This is a genomic window from Allobosea sp. BE125, assembly GCF_031456075.1.
In the GTDB taxonomy this organism is placed as follows: Bacteria; Pseudomonadota; Alphaproteobacteria; order Rhizobiales; family Beijerinckiaceae; genus Allobosea.
The window spans coordinates 12657-29873 of sequence record NZ_JAVDTY010000020.1 but is presented as its reverse complement, the minus strand read 5'-3'; the positions used below and the strand labels follow the sequence as shown (position 1 = coordinate 29873).

Annotated in this window: 15 protein-coding genes; 12 read left to right on the top strand and 3 right to left on the bottom strand. The window is 66.0% G+C overall.

Going from position 1 to position 17217, the window contains the following annotated elements; genetic code table 11:
- Positions 1-315: 315 nt before the first annotated feature.
- The 7 genes from J2Y55_RS29345 to J2Y55_RS29315 all read left to right on the top strand — a co-directional run bounded on the left by J2Y55_RS29345 (position 316) and on the right by J2Y55_RS29315 (position 7524).
- Positions 316-1518 (top strand): ABC transporter substrate-binding protein, encoded by a 1203-nt coding sequence (locus J2Y55_RS29345; RefSeq protein ID WP_404979068.1) that lies wholly within the window; start codon positions 316-318, stop codon positions 1516-1518.
- An 80-nt stretch (positions 1519-1598) separates the two neighbouring features.
- Complete coding sequence (locus tag J2Y55_RS29340) at positions 1599-2498, top strand: branched-chain amino acid ABC transporter permease (protein ID WP_310160370.1); 900 nt, start codon at positions 1599-1601, stop codon at positions 2496-2498.
- Between the two features lie 7 nt (positions 2499-2505).
- Positions 2506-4497: a branched-chain amino acid ABC transporter ATP-binding protein/permease gene (locus J2Y55_RS29335; protein WP_310160368.1), complete on the top strand. Its 1992-nt coding sequence runs from the start codon at positions 2506-2508 to the stop codon at positions 4495-4497.
- Between the two features lie 12 nt (positions 4498-4509).
- Complete coding sequence (locus tag J2Y55_RS29330; protein WP_310160366.1) at positions 4510-5232, top strand: ABC transporter ATP-binding protein; 723 nt, start codon at positions 4510-4512, stop codon at positions 5230-5232.
- Positions 5233-5274: 42 nt separating this feature from the next.
- Positions 5275-5733, top strand: a complete 459-nt coding sequence (locus tag J2Y55_RS29325) for an ABC transporter permease (protein WP_310160365.1) — start codon at positions 5275-5277, stop codon at positions 5731-5733.
- 16 nt (positions 5734-5749) lie between these two features.
- A complete protein-coding gene (locus tag J2Y55_RS29320; protein WP_310160364.1) occupies positions 5750-6664 on the top strand; it encodes an allantoinase PuuE in 915 nt (304 codons plus the stop codon).
- A gap of 11 nt (positions 6665-6675) precedes the next feature.
- Positions 6676-7524, top strand: a complete 849-nt coding sequence (locus tag J2Y55_RS29315; RefSeq protein WP_310160363.1) for an NHL repeat-containing protein — start codon at positions 6676-6678, stop codon at positions 7522-7524.
- 30 nt (positions 7525-7554) lie between these two features.
- Here J2Y55_RS29315 and J2Y55_RS29310 read toward each other — a convergent pair whose 3' ends face one another.
- Both J2Y55_RS29310 and J2Y55_RS29305 read right to left on the bottom strand, forming a co-directional pair.
- The gene (locus J2Y55_RS29310; RefSeq protein WP_310160361.1) at positions 7555-8466 is read right to left on the bottom strand and encodes a polysaccharide deacetylase family protein; all 912 of its coding nucleotides are present in this window, start codon (positions 8464-8466) and stop codon (positions 7555-7557) included.
- 255 nt (positions 8467-8721) lie between these two features.
- Entirely contained in the window at positions 8722-10050 is a 1329-nt protein-coding gene (locus tag J2Y55_RS29305) for an NAD(P)/FAD-dependent oxidoreductase (RefSeq protein WP_310160360.1), read from the bottom strand.
- A 329-nt stretch (positions 10051-10379) separates the two neighbouring features.
- Here J2Y55_RS29305 and J2Y55_RS29300 point away from each other — a divergent pair, with 329 nt between their 5' ends.
- From J2Y55_RS29300 to J2Y55_RS29280, 5 genes are all read left to right on the top strand, one after another.
- Positions 10380-11231: a VOC family protein gene (locus J2Y55_RS29300; protein ID WP_310160358.1), complete on the top strand. Its 852-nt coding sequence runs from the start codon at positions 10380-10382 to the stop codon at positions 11229-11231.
- Between the two features lie 95 nt (positions 11232-11326).
- The gene (locus J2Y55_RS29295; protein WP_310160356.1) at positions 11327-12931 is read left to right on the top strand and encodes an ABC transporter substrate-binding protein; all 1605 of its coding nucleotides are present in this window, start codon (positions 11327-11329) and stop codon (positions 12929-12931) included.
- Between the two features lie 40 nt (positions 12932-12971).
- On the top strand, positions 12972-13949 hold the full coding sequence (locus J2Y55_RS29290) for an ABC transporter permease (RefSeq protein ID WP_310160354.1): 978 nt from the start codon (positions 12972-12974) through the stop codon (positions 13947-13949).
- 4 nt (positions 13950-13953) lie between these two features.
- Positions 13954-14784 carry an ABC transporter permease gene (locus J2Y55_RS29285; RefSeq protein WP_310160352.1) on the top strand — a complete coding sequence of 277 codons (831 nt, stop codon included), beginning with the start codon at positions 13954-13956 and terminating at the stop codon, positions 14782-14784.
- Positions 14781-16403, top strand: coding sequence for an ABC transporter ATP-binding protein (locus tag J2Y55_RS29280; RefSeq protein WP_310160349.1), 1623 nt, complete (start codon positions 14781-14783; stop codon positions 16401-16403). Before J2Y55_RS29285 ends, J2Y55_RS29280 begins: the two co-directional genes overlap by 4 nt.
- 26 nt (positions 16404-16429) lie before the next feature.
- On the opposite strand, the gene J2Y55_RS29275 is transcribed toward J2Y55_RS29280, so the two are convergent.
- Positions 16430-17215: an enoyl-CoA hydratase/isomerase family protein gene (locus J2Y55_RS29275; RefSeq protein WP_310160348.1), complete on the bottom strand. Its 786-nt coding sequence runs from the start codon at positions 17213-17215 to the stop codon at positions 16430-16432.
- Between the last annotated feature and the right edge of the window lie 2 nt (positions 17216-17217).

Here is a 17217-nt window from a genome sequence, read left to right as displayed (position 1 = left end):
CGAGCGTCAAGCTTGGCGGAGAATTGCCTCATTCGCGGGCAACCTCCATCCGTGAGGGAAAGTGCCGCCACCCCGATAAGACTAAAGGTTGATACTCCGGGGCCGCGCGCCCCATATTCTCGGTTGCCCGCGCAACCAGTCCGCCCTAAGCCTTTGAAGACTTGGTATGTCCTGCCAGCCGCGGGAATGCGCCCTTGACTGCTGTCGAGGGCACGCCTTGCAGCGCAGGCCACCGACGGACCGTTTATAATAACAATAAGAAGCATCAATTCCGAGCAAATCGGAAGAATGAACCGTGTAATAGGGATGGAAACCATGACGATGAAGAAATGGCTCGCCGCCGCAGCGTTCAGCGCTGCCATGACCGGGGCGGCCTATGCTCAGCAAACCATCAAGATCGGCATCAGCGGCCCCTATACAGGCGGCTCGGCCGCCATGGGCGTCAGCATGCGCGATGGCGTGAAGCTCGCGGCGCAGGAGATCAACAAGGCCGGCGGCGTGCTCGGCAAACCGATCCAGTTGATCGAGCGCGACGACGAGGCCAAGAACGAGCTCGGCGTCCAGATCGCCCAGGAATTGATCAACAAGGAGCAGGTGGTCGCGACCGTCGGCTTCATCAACACCGGCGTCTCGCTCGCCTCGCAGCGCTTCTACCAGGAAGCCGAAATCCCCGTGATGAACAACGTGTCGACCGGCACGCTGGTGACGCAGCAGTTCAAGGCGCCCGAGCACAAGGCCAACTACGTCTTCCGCAACGCCGCCAATGACACGATCCAGAGCTCGATGATCGCGGAAGCCGTCAAGAAGAACGGTTACACCAAGGTCGCGATCATCGCGGACTCGACCAATTACGGCCAACTCGGCCGCGCCGATCTGGAAAAGGCGCTCGCAGAACGCGGCCTGAAGCCGGTCGCCGTCGAGAAGTTCAATATCGGCGACACCGACATGACCGCGCAGGCGCTGCGCGCCAAGGATGCCGGCGCCGATGTGGTGCTGACCTATGCGATCGGCCCCGAGCTGGCGCAGACGGTCAACGCCGTCGTCAAGCTCGGCTGGAAGGTGCCGGTCCTGGGCTCCTGGACGCTGTCGATGGCGAGCTTCATCGATGCTGCCGGCGCCAATGGCGAAGGCGTGATGATGCCGCAGACCTTCATCCAGCTGCCCTCGACGCCGAAGCGCAAGAGCTTCATCGAGGCCTATCAGGCCGCCTACAAGGTCGACCGCATCCCCTCCCCGGTCTCGGCCGCGCAGGGCTATGACTCGATGTATCTGCTGGCCGCCGCGATCAACCAGGCCAAGTCGACCGACGGCCGCAAGGTCCGCGAGGCGCTCGAGAACCTGACCACCAAGGTCGAAGGCGTCGTCACCACCTATGACAAGCCCTTCAGCGCCACCGACCACGAGGCCATCACGGCCAACATCCCCGTGCTCGGCATCGTCAAGGGCGGCCGCGTCTTGCCGGCCAACCCGGCCGATCTCGAAGGCGCGGGCGCGCTGCGGGTCAAGCCGAAGTCCTGAGCGGCGGCTTTCGCTAGACACCGACCCTCCCCGCCCAGCGGGGAGGGTTCTTCATTATCGGTCGGAGTGTCGGTCCCTCCATGCAGAACTTCTTCCAGATCCTCGTCTCCGGCATCTCCGTCGGCATGATCTACGGCGTCATCGCCTTCGGCTACCAGCTGACCTTCGCTACTTCCAAGACGCTGAATTTCGGCCAGGGCGAGGCGCTGACATTGGGCGCGCTCGTCGGCCTGACCTGCGTGAATTTTCTGATCGGGCTGCATCTGGGCACGCTCGCGGCCTATCTCATCGCCCTGCCCTTCGTGTTCGCCTTCGGCCTCGCCCAGGGCGCGGTCGTCGAGCGGCTCGGCGTCAGGCAGGCGATGAAGACCAAGTCCGAGGCCGGCTGGATCATGGCGACGATCGCGCTCGGCATCATCTTCAAGAACATGGCCGAGAACATCTGGGGCAAGGACCCGCTGAAATTCCCCTCGCCCTTGAGCGAGGACCCGCTGACGATCGCTGGCGTCAATATCCGCCCGATGGAGATCGCGATCGTGCTCGGTGCGCTTGCGATGATGCTCGCCGTCGAGGCCTTCAACCGCCGCTCGATCTACGGCAAGGCCGTGGTGGCGACCTCGAACGACCGCGATGCAGCCGGCTTGATGGGCATCAACACGCCGCTCGTCATCACCTTCTCCTATGCGCTGTCCTCACTCGCCGCGGCGCTCGCCGGCGTGCTGATCGCGCCGATCACGCTGACCGGCGCCAATATGGGCGCGGCGCTGGGCCTGAAGGCCTTCGCGGTCGCGATCATCGGCGGGTTGTCGAGCGGGCTCGGCGTCGTCGTCGGCGGCCTGATCCTCGGCATCACGGAAAGCATGACCGGCTTCTATTTCGACACCGGCTACAAGGATGTTCCCGGGCTGATCCTGCTGCTGCTCGTCCTGTCGCTGAAGCCCGCCGGGCTTTTCGGCAAGACCGCGATCAAGAAGGTCTGAGCCCGCCATGAAGACGCTTCTCTTCATCGCCGGCGTCGTTGCGCTGTTCGCGCTGCCCTTCGTCGTGACCTCGTCCTACTACCTGCCCTTGATCACCACGATCGTGATCTATTCGATCCTGGTGCTCGGGCTCGACATCGTCTTCGGCTATACCGGCGAGGTCTCGATCGGCCATGCCGCGCTCTTCGGCGTCGGGGCCTATACGGCGGGCCTGCTATCCCTGCATTTCGGCCTGGGCTTCTGGTGGGCGCTGCCGGCCGGCATCGTGATCACGGCGCTATTCGGGGCGCTGCTCGCCTTGCCGGCGCTGAAGGTGACCGGGCCCTATCTCGCCATGGTGACGCTGGCCTTCGGAACGATCGTCGTCACCCTGATCAACGAGATGACCGATCTCGGCCCCTGGTTCAATCACCTCAACTTGACCAACGGCCCGCTCGGCATCGAATTGCGCACGCCGCTCTTCATCGATCTGCGCGACTATATCGACCTCTCGCTGAAGCGATTGAGGGAGGTCGAGTACTACTACATCTCGGCCATCGCGCTGGTGCTGACGGTGGTGGTGATCAACCGCATCATCGCCTCGCGCTATGGCCGGGCTTTCGAGGCGCTGCGCGATTCACCCATCGCCTCGGATTGCATGGGCGTCAGCGTCTACAAGCACAAGGTCCTGGCCTTCGTCATCAGCGCCGGCTTCGCCGGGCTGGCTGGCGCGCTCTATGCCTATTTCCGGCAATATATCGCGCCGGAAGCCTTCAACTTCGCCACCTCGATCGAATTCCTGCTCGCCGTCGCCATGGGCGGGCGCAAATCCAGGATGGGGCCGATCATCGGCTCGGCCATCGTCGTCTTCCTGCCCAATATCCTGGCCGATCTCGAATTGTTCCGGATCACCGCCGGGCTGATCGCGCTCGGCGCCGTCGCGGGCGGCTTTTACGCCTGGCGCAACGATCCGAGCCAGGCGCGCAGCATCGGCATCGCCGTGGGGCTCTGCGTCCTGTTCTTCGTGTTCTCGCTCTTCCTCGAGCGCATCGTCGACTACAAGCTCACCATCTACGGGCTGATGATCCTGTTCGTGGTCTATTACCTGCCCGACGGCATCATGGGCTTCGTCCGGCAGCTGCTCACGCGCCTGTCGCTGCGGCGCGGCGGCCGGGCGCTGGTGGCCAGGGAAACCGGCAACGAAGCGCGGATCTGGGGCGCCACCGCGACCAGCACGCCGCCGGGAGGCACCCTGCTCGACGCGCGGGCCGTACTGATGCAGTTCGGCGGCCTGAAGGCGCTGAACACCATCGACATGGCGGTGAAGCCTGGCACCATCCACGGGCTGATCGGCCCCAACGGCTCGGGCAAGAGCACGATGATGAACGTGCTCACCGGCATCTACACGCCGACCGGCGGCGACATCCTCTTCGAAGGCAAGAGCCTGGTCGGCCGAAACTCGCCCGAGATCGCGGAGCAGGGCATCGCCCGCACCTTCCAGAACGTCCAGCTCTTCGGCGAGCTGACCTGCCTGGAGAATGTCATGGTCGGCCTGCATCACACCTATCGCAGCGGCCTCTTTGCCGTCGCCCTGGGATTGCCCCAGGCACGCAAGGAAGAGAGCGCCGCGCGCGAACGCGCCGCCAGCATCCTGCAATTCGTCGGGCTCGACGCCCTGGCGAATGAGGAGGCGCGCAACCTGCCTTATGGCAAGATGCGACTGCTCGAGATCGGCCGCGCGCTCGCGCTCGACCCCAAGCTCCTGCTACTAGACGAGCCGGCCGCGGGGCTGACCGCGCCCGATATCAAGGAGCTCATCGAGATCATCCGCAAGATCAAGGCGCATGGCATCACCGTTGTCCTGATCGAGCATCACATGGATGTGGTGATGAGCATTTCCGACACGGTAACCGTGCTCGATTTCGGCCAGAAGATCGCCGAAGGCGTGCCCGCCCAGGTCCAGGCCGACCCGCGCGTGATCGAGGCCTATCTCGGCGGCAGCGCCGCCACGGCCCATTGAGGGGACGAGACCATGCTCCAGGTCCAGAATCTCGTCGCCGGCTACGGCAAGGTGCAGGTGCTGCACCAGCTCTCGATCTCCGTGCCCAAGGGCCAGCTCGTCACGCTGATCGGCTCCAACGGCGCCGGCAAGACCACGACGCTGCGGGCGATCTCCGGCATGATCAAGCCCGATGCCGGCGAGATCCTGCTGGCCGGCCGCAACATCGCCGGCATGGCCTCGCATGAGATCACCAGGCTCGGCATGGCCCATTCGCCCGAAGGCCGGCGGGTCTTCCCCGCCTTGAGCGTCGACGACAATCTCGAGCTCGGCGCCTTTCCGCGCCTGACCGGCGCGCGCCCCAAGGGCGATGTCGAGCAGGATCGCCAGCGCATGTTCGAGCTCTTCCCCCGCCTGAAGGAGCGTCGCACCCAGCTCGCCGGCACGCTCTCGGGCGGCGAGCAGCAGATGCTGGCGATGGCGCGGGCGCTGATGCTGGGGCCTGAAGTGCTGCTGCTCGACGAACCCTCGATGGGGCTCGCGCCACGCCTCGTCGAGGAGGTCTTCGCCACGATCGCGCGGCTGAAGGCTGCCAAGATCACCATGCTGCTGGTCGAGCAATTCGCCGCCGCAGCGCTGGATGTCGCCGATTACGGCTATGTGCTGGAAAACGGCCGCCTGGCCAGCTCCGGCGAAGCCAACAGCCTGAAGAACGACCCGGCGGTGCGCGCAGCCTATCTTGGCGGCAGCCACTAGGAGCGGCGGAAATACGGGTTAACAGGGGTCGACGAACCTGCAATGCGCCGCACCGGGCGCGAAGAAATCGGCGATCCGGTCATCGGCATCAGGCCCTCGCTCAATCTCCTGATCGCAGGCCATCTCGTGGTGATCGCGCCCTTCATCTTCCGCACCACGCTGGCGAGCCTGACGCAGCTCGATCCCGCTTTGCTGGAAGCCTCGGCCAATCTCGGCGCCAGCCGGTTCTTCGGCTTCCGCCGCATCACCTTGCCGCTGATCGCGCCGGGCATAGCGGCCGGCTGCTTCCTCGCCTTCATCTCCTCGATGGATAATGTGCCGGTCTCGCTCTTCCTGTCGAACGCGCGCACCGGCATGCTGCCGATCCGGATGTGGGGCATGATGGAATCGACGCTGGATGTGCGCATCGCCGCGATCGCCGGCGTTCTGATCCTGGCGACGCTGATCCTGATGATCGTGATGGACCGCTTGACCGGGCTGACGAAACGCATCAGCGGATGACGAGTGGAGGCTGGCCTTGACCTATGACCGCGACCTGATCGGCTACGGCGCCAACCCTCCCGACCCGAAATGGCCGGGCGGCGCGCGCATCGCCATCAACTTCGTGATGAATTACGAGGAGGGCTCGGAGCCCTCGATGCAGGATGGCGAGGGCTATACCGAGACCGCGCTGACCGAATCGAGCAGCCTCAGCATGGCGGTGAAGGGGCGCGATCTCGCCGGCGAGGGCATGTTCGCCTATGGCAGCCGCGTCGGCTTCTGGCGCCTGATGCGGCTCTTCCAGGAGCGCGGCTTGCCGATGACCGTCTTCGGCTGCGCGCTCGCAATCGAGCGCAACCCCGAGGCCGCAGCCGCGATCAGGGCCTCGGGCTTCGACGTCTGCTGCCACGGCTGGCGCTGGATCAAGCACTACGAGTTGAGCGAGGAGGAGGAGCGCGAACATATCGCCAAGGCGATCGCCTCGCTCGAGGCCACGCTCGGCGAGCGCCCGCTCGGCTGGTATTGCCGCTATGGGCCGAGCGTGAATACGCGCCGGCTCGTGGTCGAGGACGGCGGCTTCCTCTATGATTCCGACGCCTATGACGACGAATTGCCGTATTGGAAGGTCGTCGGCGGCAAGCCGCATCTCGTCGTGCCCTATTCGCTCGCCAATAATGACGGCAAGTTCGGCTCGGGCTATTTCGCGACCTCGTCTGACTATTTCGACTGGCACAAGGACGCCTTCGACATGCTCTATGCCGAAGGCGCGACGCAGCCCAAGATGATGTCGGTGGGCCTGCATATGCGCCTGATCGGCCATCCCGCCCGGGCGGCGGGGCTCGCGCGCTTCCTCGACTATGTCCAGGGCCATGAAGATGTCTGGATCACCGGACGTCTCGACATTGCCAGGCATTGGGTGAAGACGCATCCCTTTGCCGGCACCCTCGCCTGAAGGAACCTATCTTGACCTCGCATGATCTGATCGTCGCGCTCGGCGACACGCATTACCGCGTCGAACGGCCCTTCGGCTCCTGGCCGCAGAACACCGGCTTCGTCACCGATGTCACGGTCGATTCCCGCGGCCATGTCTTCGTGATGCTGCGGCACGACCCGCTGGTGCATCCCAACGATCCCCGCGTGATCGAACTGGCACCAGACGGCGCCTATCTCGGCGGCTGGGGCGGCGATCTGATCGCGGATTCCCATATGCTGACCGCCGATGCCACTGGGCGCATCCTCTGCGTCGATCGCGACATGCACGAGATCATCATCTGCTCGGCCCAGGGCGAGCGGATCAGCGGGCTCGGCCAGCGCGGCCAGCCGCTCGCGCCCTTCAACCACCCCACCGACATCCATGTCTCGGCCTGGGGCGAGATCTATGTCGCGGACGGCTATGCGGCGAGCCGGGTGCATCGCTTCTCCGCCTATGGCGTTCATATCCAGAGCTGGGGCGAGCATGGCGACGGCGACGGCCAGTTCGGCTGGCCGCATGCGATCTGGACGCATGCCGATGGGCGCGTGCTGGTCGTCGACCGCACGCATGACCGCGTCCAGATCTTCGACCGCAACGGCAAACATCTCGGGAACTGGACCCATTTCCGCGACCCCGTGGCGATCTGGGGCGACGAGGACGGCAATACCTATGTGACCGATACCCAGCCGACCCTTCAGAAAATCGGCCCCAGGGGCGAGAAGCTCGGCCGCTGCCGCCCGTTCCTGAACGGCGCGCATGGCATCTTCGGCACGCCCGAGGGCGATATCCTGCTGGCCGAGAGCAGCCCCAGCCGGCTCACGCGGCTGCGGCGGCTTTGACGGCTGCGCGGAGGGGCCGGCCTCGCGTGATCAGCGTGGCGGCGGAGGCACCGCTGCGCTGAAGGCGCGGGCGATCTCCGCGCGGGTCGCGATCCAGATCGTCTCGCGCCGTCCGGCCAGCAGATGCAGGATCTCGCGGAAGGCGGCGAAGCGCGCCGGGCGCCCGACGATGCGCAGATGGAAGCCGATATTGAGCAGGCGCGGCAGGCCACGCGCCGCCTCATCCTCCAGAACGCCGAGCGCATCCTCGACATAGTCGACCATCTCGCGAGCGCGGACGAAGCCATTGGGATGGAAGAACTTCATGTCGTTGCTGTCGAGCGCATAAGGCACGACCAGCAGCGGGCAGCTCGCCGGCGAACGATCCCAGTAAGGCAGATCGTCGTCGAAGCCGTTCGAGGTGTAGAGGAAGCCGCGCTGCGCCAGCAATTCGCGCGTCCACGGGCTTTCGCCGCCCCTGCAGAAGAAGCCCAGCGGCTGCTGCCCGGTCGCGGTCATGATCGCCTCGACGCAGCGCTCGATATCGGCCGCTTCGCGTTCGGGATCGTCGTAGTCGGCATGCGGCCGCCAGCGCCAGCCATGGATGGCGGGTTCATGGCCGCGCGCGACGATCGTCTTCACCAGCCCCGGCAGGCGCTCGACCGCGCGGCCGCAGAACAGGAAGGTCGACCGGATCGCGCTTTCGTCCAGAGCAGCGAGCATGCGCCAGAGCCCGGCGCGCGTGCCGTAGCCGAAGATCTGCTCCTGACCCTGGTCGCGCTTGCCGGGCGCTACGACGCTGATCACCTCGCCCATGATCTCCGAGCGCGCATCGCCGTCGCCGACCTGAAGCTCGGCGCCTTCCTCGAAATTGACCACGACGGAGACGGCGAGACGCGCGCCGTTGGGCCAGGTGAAATCGGGCCAGATGCCGCCATAGCCGAGGAGATCGCGTTCGCTCATGACAGCGAGCCTAGCGGCGACCGGCGCCGCGGCCAATCGCGCTCAAAGCGCTTTCGGCAGCGGTTATGATTGCGCGGCAATGGCTCAGAGATCGTTTGGAAAGATGAGCCCTCATCCTGAGGAGCCGCGTCAGCGGCGTCTCGAAGGATGCTCCAGATGGTTCCGGAGCCTCCTGCAGCATCCTTCGAGACGCCATTCCCTGAGGGGAATGGCTCCTCAGGATGAGGGCTCGCGGAGCTGCCAAACAGAAGCCTCTCAAATCTCGGCCGCATCCAGCCGCCGGTACAATGGCAGAGCGAGCGGCGCGATCCGGCGCACGATGCTGCGGAAGGGCTGGGATTTTGGCTCCGACAGGGGCAGGCCCAGCGTCTCGATCGCGACGCCTTGCGTCGCCCGGGCGAGCTCGCGCCCAAGCGAGATCGACAAGGCCACCGCCCGGCCGTTGCAGCCGACCCAGCCGAAGCCGTCCGGCCCCAGACGATGGATGCGCGGAAAACCCGGCACCTGCGGCGTCAACAGATTGTCCGGGGTCATGCCGACATAGCCCGACCAAACATAGTCGAACTCGACATCGCCGAGCTGCGGCCAGAGGCGCTTCAGGCGCTCCGCCACGGCCGGACGCAGATTGGCGCCGCCTGCTCCGGGGAAGACCGCAGCGCCTCCCGTGACCAGGCGATTGCGGGCGTCCCAGCGCGCGAAATAGAGCTCGCGATGCGTGTCCGACATGGCCTGCCGGGCGGGGATCACGGTCTTGGCGATGTTGTCGCTGAGCGGCTTGGTCGCCATCTGCCAGGACAGGACGGGGATGACCTCATTGGCGACCCCAGGCGCGAGGCCCGGCTCGAATTCGCCGGTATAGGCGTTGGTCGCCAGCACCAGCGCTGGTGCCGTGACGCAGCCCCGCGCGGTCTTCACGCGCCAGCGCCCGTTCTCATGCGCCATCGCGATCGCGGGAGAGCGGGCATGGATGACCGCGCCGAGCTTCAACGCGATCTCGGCGAGGCCACGGGTGAGTGCGAGCGGATTGATATGGCCGCCGGTCGGATTCCAGAAGCCACCGAACCAGGCCTGCGAGCCCAGCATCTCGGCGGTCGCGGCGCGATCCAGAAGCTCGACCGGCGCTCCGATCGCGGACCACTCCCTGACCCGCTTCTCGGCGAGCTTGAAGCGGCCGGGCGAATGCACCGGCTGGACCCAGCCGGCCTGCTCGGCCTCGGCGGGGATGCCGTATTTGCCGATGAGGTCGAACAGATACTGGGCGCTGTCGCGCAGCACCGCGTTGAAGCGCTCGCCGGCCGCGCCATGACGCTTGACCATGGCGGACGGGTCGTGGCCGGCGAGCGTCGGGATGACCTGGCCGTTATTGCGTCCCGAAGCGCCCCAGCCGGGCTCGGCGGCTTCCAGAACTGTGACGCCGACCCCGCTCTCGCGCAGATGGATCGCGGTCGAGAGGCCGGTGAAGCCGGCTCCGATGACCACGACGTCAGTGGTGACGTCCCCGTCCAGCACGGCGAGGGCCGGGCCGGGCTGGGCGGTCGCTGCCCAAAGCGAGGGTGGCCAGGTGACGGAAGAGGAGGCTGTCATAGGGTGGGTCTCGTCAGGCGAAGACGAAGGCGCAACGTGGTGCGCTTTCGCAGGAAGAGCGCCATCCTCGCCCCGCTTTGTCCCCGCCGCAAGTCGGCGCCTCCCCCCAAGACAGCCAGGACGAGATGTATTTGCTATAAATCAACTGGAAAAGAGAATTAACTTATCGTTCTTTTGCGTTTTCTTTCCTGCTGTTGAAAGTTTCATCTTCGAAACGCTATGTGTGCAGCGCAGCGCGATCTGCCGGAAACGCTTTGGCGCGCCGGTTGCGCGGCCGGGCCGGTTCGGCTGAACTCGGCGCCTGCTGGCTTTGGATTCAAGGAGGCGTCATGCCACTCAAGCATGTTCTCGGTATCGACCACGTCATGGTTACGGTGCGCGATCTCGATGCGTCAGCCGCTGCGTGGAAGCGCCTGGGGTTCACGGTCTCGCCGCGCGGCACGCATTCACCGCATCTCGGCTCCGGCAACTACACGATCATGTTCGGCGAGGATTATATCGAGCTGCTCGGCATTCTCACCGAGACCGAGCACAACAAGCCGATGCGGGATTTCCTTAGGACCCGCGAGGGTGTGGAGCGCGTGGCCTTCACGACCGACGATGCCGCCGCCGGCGTCGCCGAATTGCAGGCGCGCGGTATCGCCGCGGACGGGCCGGTGCATTTCGGCCGACCGGTCGAATTGCCCGGCGGACGCGTCGGCGAGGCCAAATTCAACGTCTTTCGCTGGCCGCTGGACGAGAATCCGGGCGGCCTGCGGATTTTTGCCTGCCAGCACCTGACGCGCGAGACGGTCTGGGTCCCGGAGTGGCAGAGCCACGCCAATGGCGCGACCCGCATCCGACGGGTTGAAGTTCTCACCGCCGATCCCAAGGCGGCAGCCGCGCATCTGAGCCGGCTGATCGACGAGCCCGCCTCCGAAGTCGAGGGCGGCTGGCAAGTGCCCTCCGGCGGCAAGCGCGCCGATGTGCTCTTCCTGGAGGCTGCCGCCTTCGCCCGGCGCTACCCGCAGGCGGCGCGCACTGGGGCCCCGCCCGAGGGGCTGGCTTCGGTCGTGCTGGAAAGCGTCGATATCGAGCTGACAAAAGCTGCGCTTGGCGCAGAGGCGCTCGCCCATGACGGCGCCGTCAGCGTGCCGGCGAGCGCCGCCAACGGCATCATCGTGAGTTTCGTACCACAATAGAGCGCGCCTTCTTTTTGGGCGGCGCCGTTGTTGACGGGCGCTGCCATGGCTCGCATCGTTTCCCTTACGTGATCGCAGGACCAAGGATTTCCGTCATGGACATGACCCGCCGCGCCGCGCTTTTGACCAGCGCCGCCATTGCCGCGAACGTGCTGAACCCGATGCGCTCCTTCGCGCAGGCGACGCCACGCAAGGGCGGGGTCTTCACGGTGCATTACGGTGCTGAGCAGCGCCAGTTGAACCCGAGCCTGCAAGCTTCGACCGGCGTCTACATCATCGGCGGCAAAATCCAGGAGCAGCTGGTCGACCTCGACGCCACCGGCCAGCCCGTCGGCGTGCTCGCCGAGAGCTGGGAGGCCGCGCCCGACGGTAAGACCATCACCTTCAAGCTGCGCAAGGGCGTGAATTGGCATGACGGCAAGCCCTTCACCTCGGCGGATGTGCAGTTCACCGCCATGGAGATGTGGAAGAAGATCCTGAACTACGGCACGACGCTGCAGCTCTTCCTCACCGCCGTCGATACGCCCGACCCGCTGACCGCCGTGTTCCGCTATGAGCGGCCGATGCCGCTTGCCCTGCTGCTGCGGGCGCTGCCCGATCTCGGCTACATCTCGCCGCGCCATCTCTATGAGGGCAAGGGCGACATCCGCCAGAACCCGGTCAATCTCGCGCCGATCGGAACCGGCCCGTTCAAATTCGTGACCTATGAGCGCGGCCAGCATGTCATCGCCGACCGCAATGCCGATTACTGGCGGCAAAACGCGCCCTATCTCGACCGCATCGTCTGGCGCGTCGTCACCGACCGGGCCGCAGCGGCCGCCCAGATGGAAGCAGGCCAGATCCATTACAGCCCGTTCTCGGGCCTGACGATCTCGGACTCGGCGCGCCTCGCCAAGGATCCGCGCTTCATCGTCTCGACCAAGGGCAATGAAGGCAATGCCCGCACCAACACGGTGGAGTTCAACTTCCGCCGCAAGGAGCTCGCCGATATCCGCGTCCGCCAGGCGATCGCGCATGCGCTCGACATCCCCTTCTTCATCGAGAATTTTCTGGGCGATTTCGCCAAGCGCGGCACCGGACCGGTGCCTTCGGTCTCGACCGATTTCTACCCGGCCGATAACGGGCCGCAGTACCCGTTCGACAAGAAGCTCGCGGCCAAGCTCCTCGACGAGGCCGGCTTCAAGGCCGGCACTGGCGGCACGCGCTTCTCGCTGCGGCTGCTGCCTGCGCCCTGGGGCGAGGACATCTCGCTCTTCGCCACCTTCATCCAGCAGTCGCTCTCCGAGATCGGCATCAAGGTTGAGGTCGTGCGCACCGATGGCGGCGGCTTCCTGAAGCAGGTCTATGACGACCACGCCTTCGACCTCGCCACCGGCTGGCACCAGTACCGAAACGACCCGGCCGTCTCGACGACGGTGTGGTATCGCTCCGGTCAGCCCAAGGGCGCGCCTTGGACCAACCAATGGGACTGGACCGACCCGGTGATCGACAAGATCATCGACGATGCCGCCACCGAGGTCGATGTCGCCAAGCGCAAGGCGCTCTATGGCGATTTCGTCCGCCGGGCCAACACGGAACTCCCGATCTGGACGCCGATCGAGCAGATCTTCCTGACCGTGATCAACGCCAAGGCCCGCAACCACTCCAACACGCCGCGCTGGGGCTCCAGCTCCTGGCATGATTTGTGGTTGGCGGAGTGAGCGTCTCGCCTCCCGAACCTGTCGCTTCCGGCCGACTTCCATGCGCGTTCTCGTCCTAGCGGGGCGGCGGCTTGCCGCCTCGATCCCGACGCTGGTGCTGATCCTGATCGGCGTGTTCCTGCTGCTGCAATTCGCGCCGGGCGACACGGTCGATGCGATGATGGCGCAGATGGGCGGCGGCGATGCGGCGACCGCCCGCGAGCTGCGCCGGTTCTATGGCCTGGACCTCTCGGTCTGGGCTCAGCTCGGCAATTATCTCTGGCGACTGGTCCGCTTCGATCTCGGCTTCTCCGCCATCTACGGCAAGCCGGTCGCGACCGTGATCGCGGAGCGGCTGCCGGCGACGATCCTGCTGATGACCGCCTCGCTGTCGCTTGCCTTCTTCTTCGGGCTGATCCTGGGCGTCGTCGCGGCGCGCGGCGTCAATCGCTGGCCGGACACGCTGATCTCGACGCTTGGCCTCGTCTTCTATGCGATGCCGACCTTCTGGTTCGGGTTGATGGCCATCGTCGTCTTCGCGATCTACCTGCAATGGCTGCCCGCCGGCGGGTTCGAGGACATCACGATCGCCCATGCCGGCCTGTCGCGCACGCTCGACATCGCTCAGCACCTCGTACTGCCGACGCTGACGCTCGGCCTGTTCTACATGGCGATCTATCTGCGCATCATGCGCGGCTCGATGCTGGAGGTGCTGAACCTCGATTTCGTCCGCACGGCCCGCGCCAAGGGCATGGATGAGACGCGGGTCGTGGTGCGCCATGTCCTGCGCAATGCGCTCCTGCCGATGGTGACGCTGATCGGCCTGCAGGCCGGCACGATGCTGGGCGGCTCGGTCGTGGTCGAGAGCGTGTTCTCGCTGCCGGGGCTGGGGCGCCTCGCCTATGAATCGGTGGTGCAGCGCGACCTCAACACCTTGCTCGGCATCGTCTTTGTCTCGGCGCTGCTGGTGATCGCGGTCAATTTCATCGTCGACCTGCTCTATGCCCGGCTCGACCCGCGCATCGCCACGGGGGCCTGAGGGTATGGCGCTGGTAAAACTTTATCTCCGCAGCCCCTCGGCGATCATCGGCCTGTTGCTGCTCTTTGCCGTGCTCGCCATGGCCGCCACTGCGGGCTGGCTCTATCCGAAGGATCCGCTGGCGCTCGCCGGGCGGCCGCTGGTCTGGCCGTTCAGCAACCCACGCTTCCTGCTCGGCACAGACAATTCCGGCCGCGACATCGCCGCCCAGATTTTCCATGGCGCGCGCATCTCGCTCCTGATCGGCGTGGTCGCGACAGTGATCTCGATCATGATCGGCATCACCATCGGCGCCTTCGCCGGCTATTACGGCGGCTGGGTCGATACCGCATTGATGCGCGTCACCGAAGCCTTCCAGACGCTGCCGAACTTCTTGCTGCTGCTGGTGCTGGTCGCGGTCTTCGGCTCGACCATCACCACGGTAACGGTCGCGATCGGCATCGTCTCCTGGCCGGCCTCGGCGCGGTTGACGCGGGCCGAATTCCTGTCGCTGCGCAACCGCGAATTCGTCCAGGCCGGGCGCACGCTCGGCCTCAAGGACGCCAAGCTGATCTTCGGCGAGATCCTGCCCAACGCCCTGCCCCCGGTGATCGTCTATGCCAGCGTCGTGATGGCGGTCGCGATCCTGCTGGAAAGCGCGCTCGCCTTCCTCAAGCTGTCGGACCCCAATGTCGCCTCCTGGGGCAATCTGATCGGCGCCGGCCGCGATGTGCTGCGGGTGCAATGGTATGTCTCGGCCATTCCCGGCATCGCGATCCTGGTCACCGTGCTCGCCGTCTCGCTGGTCGGCCAGGGGCTCAACGACGCGCTCAACCCGAGGCTCAGAGGCCGATGAGCCCGATCCTCGTTCTCGACGCCGTCAGCGTTAAGCTGCCGAAGGGTGCGGACCGCTCGCACGCCATGACGGAGGTGACGCTTTCGGTCGCCGCCAATGAAATCCTCTGCGTCGTCGGCGAATCCGGCTCCGGCAAATCGATGACCGCCAATGCGATCATGCGGCTCCTGCCGGGTGGGGTCGGAATCGATGGCGGGCGCATCCTGTTCGAGGGGCAAGACCTCGCCGGCGTCAGCGAGGCGCAGATGCGCCGGGTGCGCGGCGCCGGTATCGCGATGATCTTCCAGGAGCCAATGACGGCGCTCAACCCGCTGCGCTCGATCGGCGACCAGATCGGCGAGATGTTCGAGATCCATACCGATCTGTCGAAAGCCGAGATCGGCGCGCGTGTGCTGGCGCTGCTCGAAGAGGTGCGCATTCCCGATCCTGCGCTCGCCGCAAAAGCCTATCCGCACGAACTCTCCGGCGGCCAGCGCCAGCGCGCCATGATCGCGATGGCGCTGGCGCTCGATCCGAAAGTGCTGATCGCCGACGAACCCACCACGGCGCTCGACGTGACGACGCAGGCGCAGATCCTCGAGTTGATCCGCGACCTGCAGAAGCGCAAGGGCACGGCCGTGCTGTTCATCACCCATGATTTCGGTGTCGTCGCCGAAATCGCCGACCGGGTCGCGGTGATGAGCCAGGGCCGCGTCGTCGAACAGGGCAGTGTCGGCGCTGTGCTGGAGAACCCGCAGCACGCCTATACCAGGCAGCTCATCGCCGCCGTGCCGCCACTGAAGGCGCCGCCGCCGCGCGCGCTTTCGTCCGAGCCGATCCTGAGCATGGAGCATGTCTCCAAGACCTATCGCACCGGCGGTTTCCTGGGGCGCGGGCAGCGCGTGACCCATGCGGTCAAGGATGTCTCGCTGGTGCTCCCCAAGGGCGGCACGCTCGGCATCGTCGGTGAGTCCGGCTCCGGCAAATCGACGCTCGCGCGCTGCCTCGTGCGGCTGATCGATCCGGAGAGCGGCGAGATCCGCCTGAACGGCCGCGATCTGGCGTGCCTGAGCCGCGAGGAGATGCGGGCCGAGACCCGCCATATCCAGATGGTGTTCCAGGATCCCTTCGCCTCGCTCAATCCCCGCCGCAAGGCCGGCGAGCTGGTGGCGCAGGGCCTGATCGTGCATGGCACGCCGCGCGCGCAGGCTCTGGCCCGCGCCGGGGAGCTCTTCGCGCTGGTCGGGCTCGATCCGTCAGCGACCGACCGCTACCCGCATGAGTTCTCGGGCGGCCAGCGCCAGAGGATCGGCCTTGCGCGTGCCCTCGCGCTGGAGCCGGATGTTCTGGTCGCCGACGAGCCCGTCTCGGCGCTCGACGTTTCCGTGCAGGCGCAGGTGCTGAAGCTCCTGGCGGAGCTGCGGCAGCGACTGGGCCTGTCGATCGTCTTCATCACCCATGATTTGCGCGTCGCGGCACAGGTCTGCGATCTCGTCGCGGTGATGAAGAGCGGCGAGGTGGTCGAGGCCGGCTCTATCGGAGACGTCTTCGGCAACCCGCAGCATGCCTATACGCGCGCCCTGCTCGCCTCGATTCCCGGCCGCGACTTCGGACTGAAGCGCGAAGCCGCGACGGCGTAAACTCCTCTGCCGCTATCGCGGACGTCTCATAGCCCGCGGAAGACCGGTTCGCGCTTGCCGAGGAAGGCCGCGACACCCTCGCGGAAATCCTGCGTCCGCGTCGCCTCCAGAAAGCGCCGGCGCTCGTTCTCCAGATGCGCCTCCAAGGGCGTGGCGAGCGCATCGTCGATCAGGCGCTTGAAGCTGCCATAGGCTGCCGTCGGGCCCGCTGCGATGCGCGCCGCGATCTCGCCTGCGCGGCTTTCGATCTCGGCTTGCGGCACGACCTCGGCGACGATGCCGGCTGCGAGCGCAGCCTGCGCATCGAGAACCTGCCCGAGCAGCATCATCGCGAAGGCGCGCCCGCGACCGACCTTGCGCGGCAGGAACCAGGTGCCGCCACAATCGGGCGGCGCGCCGATGCGGTCATAGGCGATGACGAAGCGGGCCTTGTCGCTTGCCAGCAGGATGTCGGCGCTGAGCGCAATGCTCAAACCCGCACCGGCAGCCGGCCCCTGCACGACGGCAAGGACGGGCGCGGGGCAGGCGCGCAAGGCGAGGATCGCGGGGTGGAGCGCTCCGAGCAAGGCGTCGACGACCTCAGCCGGTTCGTCGCCGAAACTCGCGACATCGCCGCCAGCCACGAAAGCGCGCCCCGCACCGGCGAGCACGATGCAGCGCAAGCCGGCCTGCGCGACGACATTGGAGACAGCCTCCCGAAAAGCCGTCGCGGTCGCGACATCGATGGCGTTCAGCACATCGGGACGGTTGAAGGTGATGCGGGCGATGCCGCTTGCCGCATCGAATGTCGCGGTGACCAGCGCATCAGCCATGA